Genomic DNA, 21,834 nt, shown 5'->3' with positions numbered 1-21,834 from the left:
ACCTGGTGCAGCGCCACGCGCGCGGCGATCTCGGGCTGCTCGGCCTGGCGCGTGTGGCGCTCGCTGCTGCTGGCGCCGTTCTGCGCGCGCTGTGCTGGCCTTCAGCGCAACACACCTCGACGTGCCTGAGCGCGGGCATACAGCGCAAACAGCAGCAACAGCGCCGCGATCACCGCGCTGGTGATGTTCATCTGCCGGCCCAGGATGGCCGCGCCGTTGGTGAGCAGAGGGTTGTAGGCCACGCTGATGCCAAAGGCCGCCAACGACAGCCAGAACACCGGCGCGGCCAGCGCCCGCCGCCGCAGCAGCGCGATGGATGCGGCGAATGCGCTGAACACCCCCACGGCCCACACCGACATCATCCACAGCGGCATGGCCTGGTAGTGCGCCATCTGCTCGGGCGTGAAGCCCGCGCTGGCTAGGTAGGCCGGGCCCCAGGCAATATTTATCACGTAGTCGAACACGCCCACCAGCCACAGGTGCCAGGGGGTCTTGGCGGGGGTGTCTTGCATGGCGGACTCCGAACAGCAGAGCGGTGATGGTGCGCCGTGCCGGGGTGGCAGGCAAGGCGCCGAACCCCGAGGCCAAGCTCAGCCCACCCACTCTCCACCCCGATACCCCGCCCCACGCCGGTGCCTTCAGTCGTCCAGCAGCGGCCGCACCTCGTCGACGAAGGCGGCGAGGATGTGCTTGTGCGTGTCGAACTGGCCCGAGGTGGGCACGATGGCCACGCGGCTGGCGCCGTGCGTGCTGGCCAGCGCGCTGAAGCGCTGCGCCACCTCGGCATGGCTGCCCACCAGCGATTCGGCCAGCAGGGCCTCGGGGTTGGTGGCCAGCGATCGCGCGAGGTCGGCACCCCAGCCCGCGGCCTTGGCGCGCTGGGCAAAGCTTTCCAGGTAGGGGCGGGCGATGGCCACCGCGGCCTCATGCGTGTCGGCGCTGCAGGCAAAGCGCGCCAGCAGCAGCGGCGGGGCGGCCAGGCCGGCAGCGGCCGCCGCCTGGCTGGCGATGCCGTGGGCGCGCTGCACGCGGGCCAGCGTGTGCGTGGCGGCAGACACCACGCCCCAGCCCTGCGCGCCGGCATGGCGCAGGCTGGCCTCGTCGTCGGCGGCCAGCCAGGTGGGCAGCTGTGCGCGGCCCGGGGCGGGCACCAGGTCGGCGGTGCCGGGGCCCGAGTCGAGCGGCGCCTTGGTGGCCAGGATCTGCTGCAGCTCGGCCATCACTGTGAGGAGGCGCTCGCGCGCCTTGGCGGGCGTGAGGCCATGCGCGGCCAGCACGGCCGGCTGCGCCGCGCCGCTGGCCACGGCCAGTTCCAGCCGGCCCTTGGCCAGCAGATCCAGCGTGGCCAGGTCTTCGGCCAGCGGCTGGGCCTGGCGCAGCGCCGGCAGCAGCGGCAGCGCGCCGATGCGCGCCTTGGTCGATGCCGCCGACAGATGCCCCAGCAAGGCCACGATGGCGCTTTGCGGCCAGCTGCCATCGGCATGGTGCTCGCCCAGCCAGATGTCGTCGTAGCCCATGCGGTCGGCCTCGCGCACCAGCACGAACTGGCGGATCAGCGCGCGGCCGGCCTCGGCGCTGGGGTTCTCGCTGAGGGCCAGATAGCCCAGGTCAGGTATGGCCATGAGTCAAAACTCCATCGTGATGCGGCAGCCGGCCGAGCGCCCGGCCGCTCCGAAGCCGGCCGGCCAACCCGCCCGGCGGGTGGACTCGCGTACCCGCGAGGCCGGGTGTCCCATTTCAGTATTCAATGCCGAACCACACCGGCTGCTTGCGGCGCAGCTCGGTGAGCAGGTCCAAGGTCTGCGGCACCAGGCCGTTCACCGCATACCAGATCTCCTCGCGCCGCGGCTGGATGCCGTGGCGCAGCTTCTCGTGCAGCGCGCTCCAGCCCAGCCAGTCCACCTGGGCCAGCTTCTGGTGCAGCACCGGCGTCACATTGCCCAGCGTGTGCGCCATGATCAGCAGCTGCGCCTCCACGGCGCGCAGCGTCAGCGCGCTGGCGAAGAGCTCGCCTTCGTCCTGCATCTCGGCCGTCAGCTTGCGGATGGCCTTGCCACAGTCGATCACGATCTCGTAGAGCGAGCGGTGGTACATGTCAGCCCCCCGCCAAAGCCGGCTCGTCCACCGCCTGCGCATCCAGCGCACGAAACAGCGCGCAGCGCGCAAACACCGCCAGCGTGGGCGGCTGGTTCTGGTGCCGGCAGGTCTTGGCCACCAGCTTGGCCAGGCCCTTGATGTCGCGGCCGCTGGCCTGCGGGTAGGTGGCGGCCAGGGTGCTGACCAGCGCGTCGTCGATGGGCAGCTCGAACTGCTGCGCCATCACGCGCCAGATGCGCTCGCGCGCGGCCTGGTCGGGCGCGTGGTAGCGGATCAGCGCAATGCAGCGGCTGACGATGGCCTCGTCGATGTCGTCGATGCGGTTGGTGGTGAGGAACAGCAGGCCGTCAAAGTACTCCAGCACGCGCAGGAACACGCCCACCACGGCATTGGCCGCGATGTCGTCGCTGCGCTTGCGGATGTAGACATCGGCCTCGTCGATCAGCATCACCGCGCCCCAGCGCTGGGCGCGGGTGAGCGCCTCCTTCAACGCCTGCTCCATCTGCGCCACGTTCAGGCCCAGCTGGCCCGAATGCACGCGGTACAGCGGCCGGGCGATGACCTCGGCATACACCTCGGCGGTGAGCGTCTTGCCCACGCCCGGCGGCCCGGCGCACAGCACCGTGGTGCCGCCGCCCTTGCCGGCCACCACGTCGTCCATCAGCACGTCCATCTCGGCGGTGAGGATGTCGATCAGGTCGGTCTGTTCGCGCGGCAGCACCAGCTTGCCCTTCAGCTCGGGCGAGTACACATGCGGCTGCATGTCGTCCACATGCACCCACAGGTGCTGGTGCAGCTCGAGGTGGAACATGAACAGGTAGCCATGCACCGGCAGCCGCGTGAACAGCGATGTGCCGGCGCTGTCCAGGGCCTGCAGCTGGTTCTTCAGATCGGTGGCCTCGCGCTCGTACTCGAAGTCACTGCTCTTGCCGGCCTTGCGCAGGTAGGGGCCCAGGATGTCGCCCGGCGCATCCAGCAGCGCGGCGCGCGGCGGCAGGATGCCTTCGTCGTTGACCAGCCTGGCGCTGCCGCCGCCCGAGGCCAGCACGATCTGGTCCTTGCGGCTCCAGTCGGTGTCGCGGTGTGTGGCGTTCGGGTCTTCGGCATGGAAGCCGGTGCCGCTGGCATTGAACATCGCGCCGTAGCGGCCGCGCCAGGCCACGTAGCGCTCGGCGGTGGCGTCGTTGGCGGCCAGCAGCTCGGGCGTCTCTTTCAAGAAGCCCTTGGCGGCCAGCAGCTCGGCGATGGTGGGGCCGGCCTCCAGCGGGCCGGCCAGCGCGCGCAGATCCGCATCGGCCAGGCGCAGCGTCTGGCTCAGCACCGAGGCCTTGGCCTGGGCCTTCAGCTCGACCATCAGCTTGGCGTTTTCTTCGGATGAACCGCTGACGTAGTCGATGCGCGTCACCACCCACGGCAGCGGCTTGCCGTCGGTGTTGGCGGCAAACAGCCAGCCGCGGCCGCCATGGGCTGCCGCGTTTTTCATCAGGTAGGAAACGAGGGCCGGCAGCAGCGCCTCGATCTCGCTGCCGGGCGCAAAGCGCGGCTCGCAGGCGCCTTCACGCAGCGCGGCCACCAGCGCGCGCAGCTGGGCGGCGCGGCCGATCAGCGCGGCGCCGGCCTGGTCGTACAGGCGGGCCAGCATGTCCAGCGCATCCAGCGGCAGGCTGCCGGCACTGAGCTCGATGCGGTGGCCGTAGCGCAACTGGTCCTGCAGCATCTGCAGCGTGGGAAAGGCCTGGGCCAGGGCCAGCACCTGGGGGCGGTCAAGCTGGAGTTTCATGGCGGTGGGAACCCGGCGGGTGAAGGGGGTGTCGTCAGGCCGAGCAGCTGAGCTCGGCCACCGGCGTGCCGGCCGGCGGCGGGGCGGCCAGGTCGTCGGCGCCGGGCTGGTCGTCGAAGGGGCGGGCCAGCACGGCCATCAGGCGCTGCAGCGGCGCGGCATCACCCGCCTGCGCGGCCTGGATGACGGCCTGCGCCAGGTGGGTCCGCAGCACATGGCGCGGATTGGCCAGGCGCTGGCGCTCGCGCACCACGGCCGCGGGCTCGCCCTGCGCGGCCAGGCGGGCCTGCCAGTCTTGCGCCCAGGCGTCGAAGGCCGGGGCGGCGGCGCCGAAGCGCTCGCGCAGGGCGGCAGGCGGCTGCTCGCCCAGCGCGCGAAAGCTGGCGGTGAAATCGGCACGGCCCTGCTGCAGCAGCTTGAGCCAGCGCAGCACCAGGCGGTCATCGCCCGGCTGCACCGTGGCCAGGCCCAGCTTGGCGGCCCAGCGCGCCATCACCGTCTGCGCATAGGCGCTGTCGTACGCGGCCAGCACCGCGGTGGTGTGCCCGGCGGCGGAGTCGGCGGCAGAGTTGGCATCGTCGCCCAGCAGGCCCTGGCAGGCGGCCAGCAGGCGCTCGAGGTTCCAGCGCATCACGGCCGGCTGGGCTTCAAGGCGGTAGCGGCCGTCGGTGTCTGACGCATTGGGGATGTGGTGCGGCCGGTAGCGCTCCACAAAGCCAAAGGGCCCGTAGTCGAGTGTGAGGCCCAGCAGCGCGCAGTTGTCGGTGTTGAGCACGCCGTGGCAGAAGCCCAGCGTCTGCCACTGGGCCACCAGGCGGGCGCTGCGCGTGGCCACCTCGCGCAGCCAGGCGGCGTGGCGCTGCGGTGCCGGCAGCGCGGCGTCGTCCGGCAGGCCGAACAGCTGGGTGGCCACCCAGTCGGCCAGGCGCTGCAGATGCCGGGCATCGCCCTGGCGGGCCAGAAACTCGAAATGACCGAAGCGCACAAAGCTGGGCGCCACGCGGCACAGCACGGCGGTGGTTTCGGCCTGCTCGTCGCGCAGCACCTGCAGCGGCGAGGCCACCACGGCCAGCGCGCGCGTGCTGGGCACGCCCAGCGCATGCAGGGCCTCGCAGGCCAGCGCCTCGCGCAGCGTGGATCGCAGCACCGCGCGGCCATCGCCGCCACGCGCAAAGGGCGTGATGCCGGCGCCCTTGAGCTGCAGCTCCTGCCGGCCCTGCGGCGTGTGCAGCTCGGCCAGCAGCAGGGCGCGGCCATCGCCCAGCTGCGGGCTGTAGCGGCCGAACTGGTGGCCGGCATAGGCACTGGCCACCGCCGGGTAGCCAGGCCAGGCCAGCTCACCCGACAGCAGCGCCAGGCCGGTGGCACCGGCGCACCACGGGGCGGGCAGGCCCAGGCCTTCGGCCAGGCCGGGCTGGTGCCACAGCAGCTGCGGTGCCGGCAGCGGCGTGGCCGTGGCCGGCTGCACGATGGGCGCGCCCAGCGCGGCAAAGCGGTGCGGCGTGGCCAGCAGGGTCACGCCGGGGCTCCCGGCACCGGCAGGGCGGCCTGCAGCAGCTGCGCCAGGTGCATGCTTTCGCGCTGCGCGCCATCGCGGATCTGGTGGCGGCAGCTGGTGCCGCTGGCCACCAGCAAGGCCTCGGGCGCGGCGGCGCGCACGGCGGGCAGCAGGGCCAGCTCGGCCATGGCCAGCGAGTCGGCATGGTGCTCGGCCTCGTAGCCAAAGCTGCCGGCCATGCCGCAGCAGCTGGATTCGATCCACTGCACCTGCAGCTTGGGCACCAGGGCCAGCAGCTTGCGCATGCTCTTCAGCGTGCCGAAGGCCTTCTGGTGGCAGTGGCCGTGCACCAGCGCGGTGGCCGGCAGCGGCTGCAGCGGCAGGGCCAGGCGCTTGGCCTCCAGCTCGCGGGCCAGATACTCCTCCAGCATCAGCGCCTGGCGGCCCAAGTGCTGCACGGCCTGCGCGTCCAGCCCCATCAGGTTGATCTCGTCGCGCAGCATGCTCAGGCACGAGGGCTCCAGGCCGATCACCGGCCGGCCGGCAGCCAGGTGCGGCGCCAGTGCGGCCAGCAGCGCGCGCGCCTGCTCGCGCGCCTGGCCGACGAAGCCGGCCGACCACGCGGCACGGCCGCAGCACAGCGCGGCATGGCCCGCCGCGGCCACCACCGGATGCACCACCAGGCCGGCCGCGCGCAGCACGGCCACGCCGGCCTCGGCCACGGCGGGGTCGAGGTGGTTGGCAAAGCAGTCGACCAGCAGCGCCACCTCGCGCGGGGCCGGCACCGCGGGTGCCGCGGCCGCGGCCGCCGCGAGGGCGTTTGCGGCGGCCGTGCTGGCTGTTTGGGGCGTGTGGGGGGTGTGGGATGTGTGGGATGTGTGGGGCGAGTCGGCCGTGTGCGCCGCAAGCCGGCGGTGAAAGGGCCGGGCCGCGGGCAGCGGCAGCGAGCGCCGGGCCGCGATGCCGGTGAGCCGCTCACCCAGCCGTGCCAGCAGCGGCAGGCGGTTGCGCAGCGTGATCAGGCCGCGCAGGCCGGGCAGCGCGGCCACGCGCGGCAGCCATTGCGGCAGCGTGGCAAACAGGCGGGTGCGGCGCGGCGGCGGCTGCGCCAGCCAGCGCTGGGCCAGGGTTTCGGCGCGCAGCGCGGCCATGTCCACGCCATTGGGGCACTCGCGCTTGCAGCCCTTGCAGGCCACGCACAGATCCATCGCTGCGGCCAGCTCGGGGCCGGCGAAGGCGGCCTCGCCCAGCTCGCCATCCAGCGCCCGACGCAGCAGCGCGGCGCGGCCGCGGGTGCTGTGCAGCTCATCGTGGCGGATGCGGTAGCTGGGGCACATCACGCCCTTGTCGCCGGCCTCGCCGCGCGCCTTCTGGCATTGGCGGCTGCCGATGCACAGCGCGGCCGCCTTGCCGAAGCCCTCGCCGCGCTTGGGCACGGCGGCGTAGGCATCGCCCTCGCCGTAGCCGTCGTAGGCGCGCCAGTCCAGCGCCAGCTTCATGCGGGCCTCTGTTGCAGCTGCTGGTTGGCGCCGAGTGCGAAGGACTGCCAGGCGGCGGCCAGATCACGCCGGATCACGCGCACGTACTCGCCATCGGGCCGGTGCTCGAACGGAAAGTTCGACAGCGCGCAGCTGGTGGCATTGAAGCGCAGCGCCTCGGCCAGCAGCTCGTCGGCCAGGCCCATGAAGGGCTGCAGCACCTGCGGCGTGAGCGTGTGGCGCCCGGCCTGCACCGGCAGGTGGTGGGTGGGCGTGGGCAGCGCGGCCAGCTCGGCCAGGGCCTCGTCGTACAGCGACTCCAGCGCGCCCAGCAGCGCGCGCTGGGTCAGCTGCTCGGCCTGCTGCTGCGACAGCGACTGGTGCAGCTGCTGGCGGTAGCGCGAGAAGGCCTCTTCGCGGCGCTGCTGCACCCAGGCGGTGTAGTGCTGCAGGGCCTGGGCCAGCGCGGCCTCGGCCGCTGGCGGTGTGGCGGGGTTCAGCGCTGCAGGCTCGGGCTCGGGATCGGGATCGGCTGCGGCGGCCGGTGGGGTGTCGCCGCTGGCGGCCTCGCTGAGCTGGCGGCGCAGGCGGCCGGCACTGGCCAGTGCGCCTTCGAGGTAGCCGCCGCCCTGGCGTGCCGTCTCGCTGCCGCCCAGCCACAACCGGCCCTGCCACAGCGCGCCCTGCAGCGCGGTGTCGCCATAGGGCGGGTGCTCGCCGGCCAGGGCTTCCTGTTCCAGATCGAGCGTGCTGCAGCTCAGCGGCTCGGTGGCCCAGTCGTGCAGCTGCGGCGTGCCGGGGGCGGCCTCGGCGCCGAACAGCATGGTCACCTGGCTGTCGATGAGCAGCGGCATGCCGGCGCGGAACTGCGCCCGCTGGGCCACGCCCAGCGCCACGAAGCCGGCCAGCGCGGCCGCGCCGGCGGCCGCGCCCGCGGTGGGTGCCGGCCCGGCGTCGTACACCTCGGCCAGCACGGCCTGCGGGTGCGTGACCCAGGCATTGCCGGTGAGGCCGGCCTCGCGCCAGGCCGGGCGCGCGCAGGGCACGGCGGCCTTGGCGGCGGTGGCCATCCAGGTGGGGGTCGATTGCATGGCCTGCAGCACGTCGGCCGGCAGCGCCGGCTCGAAGGCGATGCGCTCGGCGGCCACGCGCGGCGGCAGGCACAGCACCACGCGGCGCGCCTGCACCGTGTAGCTGCCCTCGGCGCCGCTGAACAGCAGGCTGACATGGCTGCCGTGGTCGGCCACGCGCTGCAGGGTCTGGCCCAGGTTCAGGCGCTGGGCCGGCAAGGCCTGGCTGAGGGCCTGCACCAGGCCTTGCATGCCGCCGCTCAGGCGCCGTGCGCCGCCGTGCACCGCACCGGGCGTGGCCGGCGTGTCTTCGCTGGCGGCCAGCGTGCCAGTGGCGCCGTCGAAGGCCAGCGCGCGTGGCTGGCGGTTGGGATCGTCGAGCAGCAGCACGCGGCCGTCGTCGGGCTGGGCAATGCTGTCCAGGCCGAGGTCGGCCACCAGCCGGGCGATCGACGGATGGCGCTCGGGCCAGTACCAGGCCGGGCCCAGATCCACCGCCAGGCCCTCGGGCGTGTGCGTGGTGAGGATGCGCCCGCCCAGGCGCGGCCGGGCCTCGAACAAGGCCCAGTCGACGCGGCGGGCTTGCAGGCTGTGGGCCAGCGCCAGGCCGGCCAGGCCGCCGCCGATGACGGCAAGCTCGTGGATGACGTCAACGGGGGGCATGGTCGGTACTCGGCGTCAGAACCCGGACATGGCGCCGAGCAGCTCGACCGTCACCGGCTCGGTGCCCAGCAGCGTGACCTGGCAGGCCAGGCGCGACTTGCTGCTGACGCCGACGATCGCGTCGAGCTTGGCGTTTTCGTCGGGCGTGAGCTTGCTGGCGCCCTTGCGGCCTTCCTTCAGAAAGACGTGGCAGGCGCCGCACTTGGCATTGCCGCCGCACTTGCTGATCAGCTGCTCGCCGGCGGCGAGGATGGTCTGCAGCAGGTTGGCGCCGGCTTCGAACTCAAAGGTCTTGCCGGAGGGTTGCAGGGTGAGGGTGGTCATGGTGATGCTCCTGGCGGGGGGCTGTGGAAATGACGGCGCTCTTTGGCAATGGCGCGTCGACGGACAAGTCAGGCGGCCTGGGCCACCGGGCTCGCAACGAGCTGCGCGGCCACATCGGCCAGCGACATGGCGATGCGCGTGATGCCCTGCTCTTCAAGAAAGCGGGCCTCCATGCGCGTGGGCTCGTCGGCCATCACGGCGTAGTGCGGGCCGCCGCTGCGCTTCATGATCTGGCGCGCAAAGGCGCGCGGCAGCTGGTCATTGAAGCGGCAGCCCAGGAACACGAAGCCCAGCGCAGCGCGGCGCGACTGCACCAGCGCGGGAATGGGCGTCTGGATGTCGATCTCGGTGAGCACCTCGACAAAGTCGGTGTCCGAGATCAGAAAGTTGCCGGCCGGCGCATGGCCGCCCCAGGGCTTGTAGAGCACGGTGGGCGCGGCCAGCTCGTCGGGGCTGGCGCTGCCGTCGGCCGCGTACCAGCCCACCCAGGTGCCGAAGTGCTCGCTCTGGCTCAGGCCCTGCACCTCGCTCCAGCCCGCGGCGCCGCGGGCGGCGGTGAGGGCGATGCGCACGGTGTCGTCGTACCAGGTGTCGACGATCACCGGCACGGGCAGCCCGGCCAGCCATTGGTGCAGGGCCGAGGGCGCCGGCTGCGCGGCATAGGCCTCGGTCATCAGCGCCACCAGGGTCTTGCGGTGCTTGAAGTTCTCGATGAACTGGGCCACGGCGGTGACGCGGTTCTTGATCTTGCCCGGCACCGAGCTCTTGCTGGACAGCACGCCGGCCAGGGCCAGCGGATCGGCCGGCGGCGTGCTGCCGGCGCACAGCGCCAGCAGGCCGGGGCCGAGGTAGGGCGCCAGGGTGCCGGCGGCCAGGCCTTCGGCAACGGCGGCGGGCAGGGTGGTGACGTTGGCGAAGCTCATTTCGAATCCTTCTGACAGTGTTCTCAAACTCTCCGGTGCATCGCATTGCACCGATCTGACCCAGCGGCCACCGCGGAACCGGCCCTGCCGGGCCGCTGGTGGCGCCCCCTCGAGGGGGAGGCGCCGCAGGCGCTTCGGGGGTGGGTCAATAAATTGCAGCGCCGGCGCCGACGTTGATCGACGAGTCCTTCATCGTCTTGACGATGAACTGCACGTGGTCGGGCGTGAGGTGGCCGTGGAAGGGCAGGGCGATCGCGCGATCGGCGATGCGCTCGGTGAGCGGAAACTGGCCGCGGTGCCAGCCCTGTTGCTGGTAGGCGAACTGCTGGTGCAGCGGCTGGCAGAACAGGGCCGACTCGATCTCCTCGGTGGCCAGGTCATCGATGATCTGCTGGCAGGCGCTGACGGTGAAGCGCTTGCCCAGGTGCACCAGAAACAGCATCCAGTGCACTTCGTCGACATCCACCGCCACATACGGCGGCTTGATGCCCTCGAAGCTCTGCATCTGCTCGAGGTACAGCGCCTCCACCGCCTTGCGCCGCGCCAGGATCTCGGGCAGCCGCGCCAGCTGGCCGGCCGCCAGCGCCGCGGTGGGCTCGCTCATTGCGGCCTGCAGCGGCACGCGCGAGCCCACCGACACCGAGCGCCGGTCGCTGATGTTGCGGCCGCGCAGGTAGCGCAGCTCCATGGCCAGCGTGTCGTCGTCGGTGACGATCACGCCGCCCTCGCCGCAGCACAGCGCCGAGGGTTGCGAGAAGTCGAACACCGAGGCGTCGCCAAAGCGGCCCACCAGCTGGCCGCGAAAGCGCGAGCCGATGGACTCGGTGCTGTCCTCGATCAGCGCCACGCCATGGGCGGTGGCCAGCTCGCGCAGGCCGGCCCAGTCGGCCGGGTGACCGTTGACATTGCCGGCGATGATGGCCTTGGTGGCCGGCGTGAGCTGGGTTGCGGCGCGCACCGGGTCAAGGCAGCCGGTCCAGTAGTTGATGTCACTGAACACCAGCCTGGCGCCCACCAGCGTGGCCGCGTGTGCCACCTGGTGCCAGCCATAGGGCGAGGCGATGACCTCGGCGCCCGGGCCGATGCCCATGGCGCGCAGCACCAGCCAGATGCCCAGCGTGCCGCTGGCCACCGACACGGCGTGCTGGCGGCCCAGGCTGGCGGCAAAGGCCTCCTCGAAGTGCTCGACCATCGCGCCGGCCGACAGGCGCGGCTGCTGCAGCGCGCGGCTCACCAGCGTGAGCTCGACCTCGCTGATGTCGGGGTCGCTCAGCAGCAGGCCGTCTTCGGGCAGGCCGATCTCTTCGTATTCCTCTTCACCTTGTGCCTCGGTGGGCAGGTCGGCGGCGGGCAGTGCGCTCATGGCTGGCCTCGGTCAAACATTCGGTGCTGTGAAGCGGCACCCACCCCGCACGAATCAGGCGCAAGCCAGCGGCCGCCGCGGAGCCGGCTCCGCCGGGCCGCTGGCGGTGCCCCCTGGGGGGAGGCGCCGAAGGCGCTTCGGGGCGTGCTCATGTCAGCGGTCAACGACGAACAGGCCCGACACCTGGGCCGGGTCCTGCGTCACCTGCCAGCAATGGCCGTCGCTGCTGCCGAAAAACAGCGCGCGGCGCGTGCCGGCGATGGCCGGTGATTCACCGCGCATGTCGAAGGCATCAACCACCACCACGCGCAGCGGGGCAAAGCGCTGGCGCAGCGCGGCGGCGGCCTCGCGCACGGTGCTGGCGGCATCGGCCAGCTGCAGGGCCTCGGCCAGCGTGGGGGCGTCCCAGGTGAGAGCGGCAGGGGCGGTGGCGGTGTCCATGACCGGCCGCCCGTTCAGTCGCCCGAGAGGCGCTTGGCCTCGACGGTGATCGGCAGCGTGGTGCCCTCGGCCATCTCGGGCATGGCCAGCACCCAGCCATTGGCCAGCGTGACGTTGCCGCCCCACAGGCCGGGCTTCTCCTGCTCGACCACCGGCTCCTCCAGGTCTTTCTTGGGCACATAGGCCGAGAGCACTCCGGCGGCATTGCGGCGCATCATCACTTTCATGGGGGAACCTCGGCGTTGGCGGTTTCAGGAATTCGGTGCGGGCAGCTCAGGCGGCTCAGGCGGTTCAGGCAGATCCGGCGGTTCAGGCCGCCATCGCGTCGGCGAGGGCCGGTTGCGGGCTGGTGCTGAACTCGGGCACCGCCAGGCCGGCGGCGCCCAGCATCGGGCCCACGGCGCGGTAGACCGCGGCCACGGTGGCCTCGATCTCGGCGGCCGTGGTGTCGCGGCCCAGCGAGAAGCGGATGCCCGACTGCGCCTGCTCGGCCGTCTCGCCCATGGCCAGCAGCACATGCGAGGGCGCGGTGCCGGCGGCGGTGCAGGCGGCGCCCGACGACACCATCACGCCGGCGCGCTCGAGCTTGCCCAGCACCGGGTCGCTGTGCAGCGGGCCGAAGCGCACGCACAAGGTGTTGGGCAGGCGCTCGGCCTGGGCGCCATAGACATGCACCGCCGGCAGCGTGCGCAGCAGCTCGGCCTGCAGGCGGTCGCGCAGCGCGGCCATGCGGGCGATGTCGTCGGCCAGGGTCATCGCGGCGCGGTCGCAGGCCGCGGCAAAGCCGGCGATGCCCGGCGTGTTCTCGGTGCCGCCGCGGCGCTGGCGCTCCTGGCGGCCGTTCAGCAGCGAGGGCAGGGCCAGGCCCTTGCGCACCAGCAGCGCGCCCACGCCCTTGGGGCCGTGCAGCTTGTGCGCCGAGACGCTCATCAGCTCGATGCCGCTGGTGGCGAAGTGCAGCGGCGCCTTGGCCACCAGCTGCGTGGCATCCACATGCAGCCAGGCGCCGCAGCCGCGGGCCAGCGCCTGCAGCTCGGCCAGCGGCATGCGCACGCCGGTCTCGTTGTTGGCGCCCATCACGCTGATCACCGCCACATCGGGGCCCAGCAGGGCCTGCGCGGCGGCCAGGTCGATGCGGCCCTGGCGGTCAACGGGGATGCGGCTGACCGGCACGCCCTCGGCCTCCAGCCGGGCGGCCAGCGCCAGCAGGCCGGGATGCTCCACCGCCGAGAGCAGCAGGCGCGTGCGGCCTTCGGCCCGGCGTGCGGCCAGCGCGCCCAGGATGGCCATGGTGTTGGACTCGGTGGCGCCGCTGGTGAACACCAGCTCGGCACCGGCGCAGCCCAGAAAGCGCGCCACGCGGGTGCGGGCATCGGCCAGCAGGCTGCGCGCGGCCTGGCCGGGCACATGCATCGACGAGGGGTTGGCCCAGGCGCGTTCCATCGCGTCGACCATCTCGACGATGGCCTCGGGTGCCGGCTCGGTGGTGGCGTTGTGGTCGAGGTAGATCATGGCGGGGCTCGGGTCCTGGGGGATGACCTGGGGGGCAGTCATGGCCGCGTCTTTCAGCGGCTAGCGCCAGTAGCTGCGCTGGGTGTCGGTGCACACCAGCGTGATGGCCTGGGGCAGCGTGAGATCGCTGCGGCTGAGCACCCAGCACGCGGCGGTGTGGTCGCGCGCATGCAGGCGCCAGCGGCCCTGGGTGGCGGCTTGCGCATCGGGCTCGAACCAGGCGATGTCGATCTCGCCGCCCTCGGGGTCGATGTTGCGTGAGCAGTTGGGGCTGACGATCTTCCAGCCCGTGCCTTCGCGCTCGACGCGTGGCTGCACGTACTTGTAGCGCTCGCGGCCGGGCAGGGCGCGCACGATGCGCTGCCAGTCCAGATCGAACAGCGCGGCCATGCCCGTGGTCATGTGAGCCCCTCGTCCCATGGATCCATGGGACGATCCCCCTTGGGAAAAGCGGGCCGGCAGGGAGCGGCCCGGCGCTCGGCCCGCTCGCGCCCATTGCCGCCGGGTGTTTCATGCATCGACCCCGGTGGCGGCGGCCGGCGCCTCGCCAGCCAGCAGGGCCTTGGCCGCGGCGCTGCCGGCGGGCAGGATCTCTTCTTCGGTGCAGCCCAGCACCACGATGCCGAAATCGACCATGTACAGCGGCACATTGGCCTCGGTGTGGTGGCCGATCTGCACGATCTCGCCCGGGCCGCCAGCCACGATCACCAGCTGGTCTTCGGGCACCTCGGGCAGGCTGCCGTCGTTGTAGAGGTCGACGGCGGCAATCACTTCCATGCCCCAGGGGTACTTGGCGGCGCGCGGTTCGATCATCATGGTGGCGGCTTTCGGTGGCGGGCAGTGGTGGCGGGCGGAGGGGGCGGGTCAGGACGCGTCGGCGCGGGCGTGCAGCAGCTCGGCGTCTTCGCCGAAGCGCTGGGTCAGCTGCGCCACCACCTCGGGTGGCAGGTTGTCCAGCGTGCACAGCTCCTTGGCGCGCATGCCCACGCGGTGGCCCGAGTCGACGAACTCGACCGCGTAGATGTAGAACTGCTGCAGAAAGGTGCCGATCGAGCGCACGAAGCCGATCTCGCCCTTGTGCACCAGCACCTCGCCGATGTCCTTGCCGTTGTAGGTGCCGTCGTTGCGGATCACGCTGCGGCTGAGCACACGCTCGCCCATCGTGAAGCGCGGCGGGCTGGCGATCTCGACGGCGTCGTCGTCACGGGCAATGTCAGCCATGGTTGGCCTCGTCGTCGGAAGGGGTGGGTGAAGAAGAAGTGCATGGGTTGGACGCCGCCGCACCCAGCACCGCCAGGCGGGCCTCGGCCTGGGCGCGCACCTCGGCGTCGGCGTCGTGGCGCAGCTGCTCGAGCAGCGGGCCCACGGCGCGGCCGGCCACCGTCCAGCGCACCAGAAAGTCGGGGTCGAGGGCCAGCGGCTGCAGCAGCGGCGCGGGCAGGCGCTCGGCCACCACGCGGCGCACCTCGGCGTCGGCGTCTTCCACCATGCGCCACAGCGCGGGCATGGGCACGCGGCGGGCCACCTCCACGCGCACCTGGGTGTCCACGTCGTGCAGCATGATCGGCAGCAGGGCCTCGGGCAGGCGGCGGGCGATGATGCGGCGCACGTCGTAGTCGGCGTCGCGCATCATGGTGGGCAGCTCGGCGTCGGGCAGGCGCTGGGCCACGCGGATGCGCACCTCGCGGTGCGGATCGCAGCGCAATCGGGCCAGCAGGCGTTGCGGCACACGCAGTGCCAGCTGCAGGCGCACCGTCTCGTCGGGGTCGGCCAGCAGGGCCGGCAGCCTGAACAGGTCGGCATGCCGCGCGGCGATGGCGCGCACCTCGAAATACGGATGCGCGAGGTGCTCGTCGGCCAGCGTCGGATGGGTGCGGAAGAAGCGGTCGATGCGGCGTGCGTAGGCATCCTGCATGCAGCAGCGGCCGGGCTCGCAGCCGCCGGCCTGACGCAGCGCCGCATGCACGCAGGCGGCGCAATCGAGCGCCGTGCCGTCCCAGGCCTGGATGGGGATGTCGCCGGCCGTGGCGCCGCCTGCCGGCGCGGCCACCGGTGCTGCGAGGGTGGGTGCCAGCAGACTGCTCATGACGATGTGCCTTCGTCAGGCGCCGGTGGCCAACGCTGCGGCAGGTGCCGTGCGTGCCCAGGCGGCGGCGCCAAACACGGCGGCGGGTGCGGGCTGCTCGTCGATGTCTTCACCGGCGGCGGCGGCCAGCGCACGCAGGCGCACGGTTTCCAGCAGCGCCGCGCCCACCCAGTCGTCGGGGTCGATGGCGCGCAGCTGGGCCAGGGCCTCGCCGGCCTCGGCCAGATCGGCCAGGCGCAGGCTGAGGTAGGCATAGCCCTTGAGCGTGAACAGGTAGAAGCGGCTGGGCGCATCGGTGCGCAGCGCGTCGGGCGCCAGGCCCAGCTGCTGGTGCAGCGGCGTGCGCGGCACCTCGCGCCACAGCGCGGGCAGGCCCAGCGAGCGCGCGCCCACCACCAGCGCGCGGCGCGCCACATCGCGCGCGGCGGCCAGGCGGTGGCCGTAGAAGTGGTGGCGGTAAAAGGCGATCAGCACCGCCGGGTGCTCGGGCGCCAGGTCTTGCGCCTTCATCAGCAGCGCCATCGCGCGCATCGGGTCGCTGCTGCGGTGCTGGCCGGCGGCCGACAAGGCGGCTTCCGCCAGCGGCGGCAGGCCGCCACCGAGCACGGCGTGGTCGAAGTCGAGGTCGGCGGCGGCGTCCATGGGTGACAGACCCTCAGGCCTTGGCCATGCGGCGGATCGAGTCCAGCGTGACGCTGGCCTGGGCCGGCGCCGCAGCGGCGGCGGCGGCCGGAGCATCGCCCGAGCTGCTGCAGCCGCAGGCGGCCTGGTTGGGGTTCACGAAGGTCAGGCCGCTCTTGGTGGGCGTGTCGGCAAAGTCGATGCTCACGCCTTCCAGCAGCAGGCGGCTTTCGGCCGGCAGAAACATGCGCAGGCCGTTCACCAGCACATCGGCATCACCGGCCTGCGGCGCGGCCTCGACCGTGAACTCGCTGGCGTAGCCCGAGCAGCCGCCCGGCGTCACCGTCAGGCGAAAGCCGCCGGCCGGCGTTTCTGAAAAACGCACCATGCGGCGCATGAACTTCTCGGCGGCAGCGGTGACGGTGAACTGGGGTTGCAGCATGGTTGTCTCGCGGGGGGTGGTGTGTTGGGTGATGTTCAGCGCGCTGAGTCGGTCAGTGAGCGTCGCGAGCAGCCCGAGGTCGCATTGAGCAGCGCAGCCGTACTCCCGTACGGCGAGCAGCGCAGATGCGAGATCGGGTTGCGCAGCAGCTCAATGGCCGGCTCAGGCCTTCTTGATGCAGTTGTCGACGGGGCACACCGCCACGCACTGCGGCGAGTCGAACTGGCCTTCGCACTCGGTGCACTTGGCCGGGTCGATGATGAAGGTGCCGCCCTTCTCGCGGATGGCGACGTTGGGGCACTCGGGCTCGCAGGCCGAGCAGCCGGTGCACATGGAGGCGATGATCTTGAGGGCCATGGTGATCTCCTGTTAGGTGGGCGATCGGGGTGAGGGACGGAAAGTCGAAAGGAGCTCAGCCGCCGCCGGGCCGCCCCAGGGCGGCTGAGTGCCCCTGTGCGTCTGCTACCGGGGGCAGGTGTCGCGCAGCGACCCGGGGGCTGGCATGTGCTTCAGGCGGCCGCTTCGGCAGCGCCCGTGTAGGCGCCCTGGCGGATGCTGGCGTCACCACGCACCTGGTGCGTGATCTCGCCGCTGGCGATGCGCTGGCGGTAGTCGCTGAACCAGCTCAGCGCGGCCTTCTCGATGAACTCGTGCGCGTACTGGTCCACCGGCTCGATGCCGGCGGCCTTGAGCTCGTCACGCGGGCAGGCACCGATCTTCGACACCAGCACCGCATGGCAGTCGTTGATGGCGTTGACGATGGACGGCAGCTGCTCGTCCTCGCCGAAACCGCCCTGGCAGTACAGGTCGACACGGCGGTGGCCGACAAACAGCGCCTCGCCCCGGCTCACCTCGAAGATCTGGAACTCGGTGGCGTGGCCGAAGTGCTGGTTGACCTTGCCATGGCCCTCGGTGGCCACGGCCACCAGCACCTTCATGTCGGGGTCGACACCGTCGTCGATGGTCGAGCTGGCCAGCGCGGCGCGCTTGGCGTCCACCTGGGCCTGGCGCTCGGCCTCCACCGCGTTCTGGTAGGTGCGGCGCTTGTCCAGGTCGTACACCACTTCCATCTGCTCGATCTTGTCGAGCGTGAACTCTTCCGAGCGGTCTTCGCCCAGCAGGCCCACGGCATCGGCACGGCACTGGCGGCAGTGGCGCATCAGGTTCGCGCCACCCATGCACGCATCCTGCACGGCCTTCAACTCCTGCGCGGTGGGGCCGCGCTGGCCGTTCAGGCCGAAGTAGGTGCCATGCTCGGGCTCGCTGATCAGCGGCATGATGTTGTGCAGGAAGGCGCCGCGCTTCTTCACCTCGCGGTTCACGGCGATCAGGTGCTCGTCGTTGATGCCGGGGATCAGCACCGAGTTGATCTTGGTGAGCACGCCGCGCGCGGTCAGCATCTCCAGGCCCTTCATCTGCTGCTCGTGCAGGATGCGGGCGGCCTCGACGCCGGTGACGCGCTTGTGGTCCCAGAAGATCCACGGGTAGATCTTGGCGCCCACCTCGGGATCGACCATGTTGATGGTGATCGTGACGTGGTCGATGTTGTACTTGCAGATCTCGTCCACCAGCGCCGGCAGGGCCAGGCCATTGGTCGACAGGCACAGCTTGATGTCGGGCGCCTGCTCCTGCAGCATCTTGAAGGTGGCAAAGGTCTTGGTGGGGCTGGCCAGGCTGTCGCCCGGGCCGGCAATGCCCAGCACCGTCATCTGCGGGATCTCGCTGGCAACGGCCACCACCTTCTTCACCGCCTGCTCGGGCGTGAGCTTCTGGCTCACCACGCCGGGGCGGCTTTCATTGCTGCAGTCGTACTTGCGATTGCAGTAGTTGCACTGGATGTTGCACGCCGGGGCCACGGCCACGTGCATGCGGGCGTAGTGGTGGTGCGCCTCTTCCGAGTAGCAGGGATGGTTCTTGACCTTGTCCCAGATCTCCTGGGGCATGTCGTCGGGGCCGGCCGAGGTGCCGCAGCTGGCCTTGCCCTCGCCGCCGGTGGTGCCGCAGCCCCCCCCGGTTTCAATGACGGGGCTGACAGCTTGATGACCTTTGCGAAGGTCGCCGATCGATACGAAGGCAGTGTTGCTCATGTCACGGGCCTCGAGAGTGGGGGGTGTGATGCCTCGTCATTGCGAGACGCGTGCCAGCCATCGCCAAGAGAAAACGTGTTGAAAATCAATGGCTTGCCGCGATGTCGCGGCTGTGGGCCGTGGTCTGGTTCACGACAAATTCGACAGCCGGGCCGGCGGCCGGCCGGGCCGCCGCAGGCCGGTGCTGCACGCCGGTGGCGCGGGCGCGCCGGTGACAGCCTGGAGCAAGCTTCGGCCCGGCTGCGCCAGCCTGCAGCAGCGCCCGGGGTTTGCACGGGATGGCCGGTGAAGGGCCTGCCCCGCAGCATGCGCGGCCGCTGAACAACCCGGCGCCAGGCCCCGCCCCTGCGGCCGGCCGGCGCCCCCTGGAGACCCGAGCATGCCGATCGCCGACGCGCCACTGATGGCGCAACTGCTGTGCGTCCGCGCCCCATGGGCCGTGCTGGCAGTGCTGCCCTCGGCCGACCAGCGCCTGGTCACCGTGCAGATCGGCCGGCCGCGGCCGGCGCCGCGCCTGTGGCTTCGCCGCGAGCAGCCGGCGCCGCTGCTGCGCCACCTGCGCTGGGAACATCTGCCGCTGCTGGGCCAGCGCTGCCAGGTGCTGTTGTCGCTGGCCCCCGGCGAGGCCGTGCCCGAGAACCTGCCCTGGGCCGGCGAGGAGGGCCAGCACTTCAGCCGCGCGCTGTCGCGCCAGGTGATCGACCTGCTGCTGGCCGGCGCCACCGTCGAGCAGCTGTGCGTGCTGCTGAAGCTGCCGGTGGCCGACCTGTGGCGTTTCAAGTTCCGGCTCGATGGCGGTGGCGCCACGCCACCCGCGCCGATGCCGCCGCCGTTGCCGCAGTCACTGTCGCAGACGCAGACGCAGACGCAGACGCAGACGCAGACGCAGACGCCGGCACAGTCGCCGGCGCAGCCCATGGCGGCGGCGCTGTCGCCGCTCTCGCCGTCATCGTCGCCGTCATCGTCGCCGTCCCCCGCTGCGGTGCCCGCCGGGCGGGCCACGGCCGGCATCGAGATCGCGCCGTGGCCGCCGGCGCCTGCCCGGCCCGACACCGAGCCGCTGCCGTCGGCCACGGCGCCGCTGTGGCGTGCCCTGCTGCTGGGCCGCGTGGCGCTGGAGGTGCGTGCGCTGAGCCTGCGCCTGCTGCTGTCAAAGCTGCAGCGCGAGGCGGCCCTGCACCAGGACGCCGACCTGCATGCCCAGGCCGCCGCCGACCTGCACCGCTATGTGCTGCGCAACCAGGCCATGCTGGGCCACGAGCTGGCGCAGCTGCGCGCGCTGGCGCGTGGCGCCGGCCGCCACCTGGGCGCCGGCACCCTGGGCGATGGCCTGCCGGCGGTGACCGACCCGCTGTGGATGGAGCTGCTGCAGGGCCAGCGCGCGCTGGAGGTGCGGGCGCTGGGCCTGAAGCTGCTGCTGTCCAAGCTGCGCCAGCAGATCGTGCGCATCGACGACGACGAGGTGCGCATGGTCAAGCTGGTGGAGCTGCACCGCTTCTTCGAACGCAACCAGGCCATGCTGGGCCATGAGATCGCCCAGATCGGACGTTGGCATGCGCACTGACACCGTGTTGACCCCGGCCCCGGCGCAAGCCTCCGCAACGGCAACGGCAACGGCAACGGCAACGGCAACGGCAACGGCGCCGGCGCTGGTGCAGGCCCTGATGTCGCTGGACGAGGCCGCCGCGCTGCTGCGCAGCGGCCGGCCCTGCTGCGTGGCCGGCGACGCCCAGGCCCTGCGCCGGCTGCCGCCGGGGTGCTGGATCGGCGGCACCATCCCGTACTTCATGGCCGCGGCGGGCGGGCTGTGCACGCGCGAGCAGGTGTTTGTCACCGAGCTGCCGCAGCTGGCCGCCGGCCAGGGTGCCGCCGCGTGGGTGCAGCGCTACCGGCGCGACACCTTGTCGCAGGTGTGTGCCGACGCGCCGGCGCACGGCTTCTCGCTGATCGTGCTGCCGGCCTTTTCGGCGGTGCACGAGGCCTTTGCGCAGGAGGCCCCCGACTACCCCGAGATGTACCAGCGCCCGCTGCTGGGCTGGGTGGCCGGCCTGCACCTGGACGACCTGGGCCGCGAGCGCCCCGGCGTGCTGCACGGGCCCGACGGCGCGCTGCTGCACGACGAGGCCCTGGTGCTGCATGTGCCCATCGCGGCGGCGCAGCAGGCCCACCTGGACATCGTCAACCCCTTCGAGCCGGGCCCGGGCCCCGACATCGTGTTCGGCAGCGGCGGCTTCAGCGCCGGCGACTGCCTGATCGACGGCCAGCCCGCCAACCTGCACGACTGGCTGCTGGCGCACGGCGCCGACACCCGCCTGCCGCTGCTGGCCGACTACTGCGGCGCGCTGGTCAACGTGAGCATCAAGGCCCTGGACGCCGCGGCCCGGCAGGTGCACTTCTATGCGCCGGTGTTTGCCGGTGTGGCCTACCGCTGCGCGCGGCCACTGCCCGATTACGTGGCCGGCTTCGAGCGCGCGCTGGCGCAGCAGCAGCTGCCCGGCACGCTGGTGATGAGCTGCAACTGCATCCTCAACTACCAGCACGGCGGGCTGGAAGGGCGCACGCTGGGCACCATGCGCGGGCCCGCCACCTTTGGCGAGATTGCCTACCAGCTGCTCAACCAGACCCTGGTCTACCTGACGCTGGTCGAGCACTGAGCAGCGGCCGGCGCGGCCGTGCCGCGGGCCGCCGGCGCATCGGCCTGGCGGTACAGCGCATTGGCGCGCAGCAGGTGATCGCGCATGGCCTGCTCGGCGCCGGCGGCGTCATGCGCGGCAATGGCCTCGACGATGCGCTCGTGCTCGGCCAGCGTGAGGCTTTCGGCGCCGGGGGCGCGCACGATCGAGCGGTAGTACTCGCTGGCCCAGTTGAACAGCGCCTCGACGATGGCCGGAAAGATCGGGTTGCCGGCCACGGCCGCGATCTCGCGGTGAAAGGCCATGTCGCGGTTCAGGAACTGATCCAGCGCGGCCAGCGAGGCACGGTGCTCGGCCAGGCGCTGGCGCAGCCGCGCCACGTCGGCCGGCGTGGCGCGTTCGGCGGCCAGGCGGGCCAGGCCGGCCTCGAGAAACACGCGCGCCTCCTTCAGGTGGCCCAGCATGTCGGGCTGCATGCGCAGCAGGTGCTGGGCGCCGCCGGCAATCTGCGCGATCAGCAGCTGCGCGGTGGGCACCACCACACGCGCGCGCTCGCCATGCGAGATCTCGACGATGCCCGAGCGCGCCAGCTCCTGCAGCGCCTCGCGCACGGCGGGGCGGCCCACGCCGTAGAAGGCCATCAGCTCGCGCTCGGAGGGCAGGTGGTCGCCGGGGGCCAGCTCGCCGCTGCGGATGCGCTCTTGCAGCCGGGCAAGCACTTCCTGGTAGAGCTTGCGGCGCTGGATCGGGTCGCCTGTCATCGGATGAGGATAGCGCAAGGCTTGCGCCACACCGGTCTTTGCCATGGGCACCTTC

General features: G+C 72.0%; 24 protein-coding genes. 2 read left to right on the top strand and 22 right to left on the bottom strand.

From position 1 onward, the window contains the following. Positions 1 to 101 precede the first annotated feature (101 nt). From N4G63_RS26480 to nifB, 21 genes are all read right to left on the bottom strand, one after another. On the bottom strand, positions 102 to 512 hold the full coding sequence (locus N4G63_RS26480) for a hypothetical protein (protein WP_314600722.1): 411 nt from the start codon (positions 510 to 512) through the stop codon (positions 102 to 104). Positions 513 to 638: 126 nt separating this feature from the next. Then, positions 639 to 1,622, bottom strand: coding sequence for an LLM class flavin-dependent oxidoreductase (locus N4G63_RS26475; RefSeq protein WP_314600721.1), 984 nt, complete (start codon positions 1,620 to 1,622; stop codon positions 639 to 641). Between the two features lie 115 nt (positions 1,623 to 1,737). Beyond that, a complete protein-coding gene (locus tag N4G63_RS26470; protein ID WP_314600720.1) occupies positions 1,738 to 2,094 on the bottom strand; it encodes a ribonuclease HepT family protein in 357 nt (118 codons plus the stop codon). 1 nt (position 2,095) lies between these two features. Further along, entirely contained in the window at positions 2,096 to 3,877 is a 1,782-nt protein-coding gene (locus N4G63_RS26465; RefSeq protein ID WP_314600719.1) for an ATP-binding protein, read from the bottom strand. Between the two features lie 34 nt (positions 3,878 to 3,911). Next, positions 3,912 to 5,396, bottom strand: coding sequence for a protein adenylyltransferase SelO (locus N4G63_RS26460; RefSeq protein ID WP_314600718.1), 1,485 nt, complete (start codon positions 5,394 to 5,396; stop codon positions 3,912 to 3,914). Continuing rightward, positions 5,393 to 6,874, bottom strand: coding sequence for a (Fe-S)-binding protein (locus tag N4G63_RS26455; protein WP_314600717.1), 1,482 nt, complete (start codon positions 6,872 to 6,874; stop codon positions 5,393 to 5,395). Before N4G63_RS26455 ends, N4G63_RS26460 begins: the two co-directional genes overlap by 4 nt. Then, positions 6,871 to 8,586 (bottom strand): flavin monoamine oxidase family protein, encoded by a 1,716-nt coding sequence (locus tag N4G63_RS26450; RefSeq protein ID WP_314600716.1) that lies wholly within the window; start codon positions 8,584 to 8,586, stop codon positions 6,871 to 6,873. Before N4G63_RS26450 ends, N4G63_RS26455 begins: the two co-directional genes overlap by 4 nt. 15 nt (positions 8,587 to 8,601) lie before the next feature. Then, positions 8,602 to 8,910, bottom strand: a complete 309-nt coding sequence (locus N4G63_RS26445; protein ID WP_260791094.1) for a 2Fe-2S iron-sulfur cluster-binding protein — start codon at positions 8,908 to 8,910, stop codon at positions 8,602 to 8,604. 68 nt (positions 8,911 to 8,978) lie between these two features. Continuing rightward, positions 8,979 to 9,833: an SIR2 family NAD-dependent protein deacylase gene (locus tag N4G63_RS26440; protein ID WP_260791096.1), complete on the bottom strand. Its 855-nt coding sequence runs from the start codon at positions 9,831 to 9,833 to the stop codon at positions 8,979 to 8,981. 145 nt (positions 9,834 to 9,978) lie between these two features. Next, the gene (locus N4G63_RS26435) at positions 9,979 to 11,127 is read right to left on the bottom strand and encodes a DegT/DnrJ/EryC1/StrS family aminotransferase (RefSeq protein WP_260791137.1); all 1,149 of its coding nucleotides are present in this window, start codon (positions 11,125 to 11,127) and stop codon (positions 9,979 to 9,981) included. A gap of 222 nt (positions 11,128 to 11,349) precedes the next feature. Beyond that, entirely contained in the window at positions 11,350 to 11,637 is a 288-nt protein-coding gene (locus tag N4G63_RS26430) for a hypothetical protein (protein ID WP_314600715.1), read from the bottom strand. A gap of 14 nt (positions 11,638 to 11,651) precedes the next feature. Beyond that, entirely contained in the window at positions 11,652 to 11,864 is a 213-nt protein-coding gene (nifT, locus tag N4G63_RS26425; RefSeq protein ID WP_260791101.1) for a putative nitrogen fixation protein NifT, read from the bottom strand. Between the two features lie 82 nt (positions 11,865 to 11,946). Continuing rightward, a complete protein-coding gene (locus tag N4G63_RS26420; protein ID WP_443112120.1) occupies positions 11,947 to 13,149 on the bottom strand; it encodes a cysteine desulfurase family protein in 1,203 nt (400 codons plus the stop codon). 60 nt (positions 13,150 to 13,209) lie between these two features. After that, positions 13,210 to 13,551, bottom strand: coding sequence for a DUF3024 domain-containing protein (locus tag N4G63_RS26415; RefSeq protein WP_260791105.1), 342 nt, complete (start codon positions 13,549 to 13,551; stop codon positions 13,210 to 13,212). Between the two features lie 108 nt (positions 13,552 to 13,659). Then, positions 13,660 to 13,962 carry a nitrogen fixation protein NifZ gene (locus N4G63_RS26410; RefSeq protein ID WP_260791139.1) on the bottom strand — a complete coding sequence of 101 codons (303 nt, stop codon included), beginning with the start codon at positions 13,960 to 13,962 and terminating at the stop codon, positions 13,660 to 13,662. Positions 13,963 to 14,013: 51 nt separating this feature from the next. Continuing rightward, a complete protein-coding gene (locus N4G63_RS26405) occupies positions 14,014 to 14,370 on the bottom strand; it encodes a nitrogen fixation protein NifZ (protein ID WP_260791107.1) in 357 nt (118 codons plus the stop codon). Then, positions 14,363 to 15,235, bottom strand: a complete 873-nt coding sequence (locus N4G63_RS26400; protein ID WP_260791109.1) for a 4Fe4S-binding leucine-rich repeat protein — start codon at positions 15,233 to 15,235, stop codon at positions 14,363 to 14,365. Before N4G63_RS26400 ends, N4G63_RS26405 begins: the two co-directional genes overlap by 8 nt. Before the next feature lie 15 nt (positions 15,236 to 15,250). Next, positions 15,251 to 15,877 (bottom strand): hypothetical protein, encoded by a 627-nt coding sequence (locus N4G63_RS26395; protein WP_260791111.1) that lies wholly within the window; start codon positions 15,875 to 15,877, stop codon positions 15,251 to 15,253. A gap of 13 nt (positions 15,878 to 15,890) precedes the next feature. After that, positions 15,891 to 16,298 (bottom strand): HesB/IscA family protein, encoded by a 408-nt coding sequence (locus N4G63_RS26390; protein ID WP_260791113.1) that lies wholly within the window; start codon positions 16,296 to 16,298, stop codon positions 15,891 to 15,893. Between the two features lie 162 nt (positions 16,299 to 16,460). Next, complete coding sequence (locus N4G63_RS26385; RefSeq protein WP_260791115.1) at positions 16,461 to 16,655, bottom strand: 4Fe-4S binding protein; 195 nt, start codon at positions 16,653 to 16,655, stop codon at positions 16,461 to 16,463. A gap of 152 nt (positions 16,656 to 16,807) precedes the next feature. Next, a complete protein-coding gene (gene nifB / locus N4G63_RS26380) occupies positions 16,808 to 18,385 on the bottom strand; it encodes a nitrogenase cofactor biosynthesis protein NifB (RefSeq protein WP_314600714.1) in 1,578 nt (525 codons plus the stop codon). Positions 18,386 to 18,764: 379 nt separating this feature from the next. Here nifB and N4G63_RS26375 point away from each other — a divergent pair, with 379 nt between their 5' ends. Both N4G63_RS26375 and N4G63_RS26370 read left to right on the top strand, forming a co-directional pair. Beyond that, positions 18,765 to 19,949 (top strand): hypothetical protein, encoded by a 1,185-nt coding sequence (locus N4G63_RS26375; protein WP_314600713.1) that lies wholly within the window; start codon positions 18,765 to 18,767, stop codon positions 19,947 to 19,949. Continuing rightward, the gene (locus tag N4G63_RS26370) at positions 19,939 to 21,039 is read left to right on the top strand and encodes a DUF6976 family protein (RefSeq protein ID WP_314600712.1); all 1,101 of its coding nucleotides are present in this window, start codon (positions 19,939 to 19,941) and stop codon (positions 21,037 to 21,039) included. The genes N4G63_RS26375 and N4G63_RS26370 overlap by 11 nt, the downstream gene beginning before the upstream one ends. On the opposite strand, the gene N4G63_RS26365 is transcribed toward N4G63_RS26370, so the two are convergent. Further along, on the bottom strand, positions 21,015 to 21,779 hold the full coding sequence (locus tag N4G63_RS26365) for a transcriptional regulator NanR (RefSeq protein ID WP_260791123.1): 765 nt from the start codon (positions 21,777 to 21,779) through the stop codon (positions 21,015 to 21,017). The genes N4G63_RS26370 and N4G63_RS26365 overlap by 25 nt on opposite strands. Positions 21,780 to 21,834: the final 55 nt, after the last annotated feature.

It is taken from the genome of Aquabacterium sp. OR-4 (assembly GCF_025290835.2).
Classification (GTDB): Bacteria; Pseudomonadota; Gammaproteobacteria; order Burkholderiales; family Burkholderiaceae_C; genus Pseudaquabacterium.
This window is presented reverse-complemented; position numbering and strand designations above follow the sequence as displayed.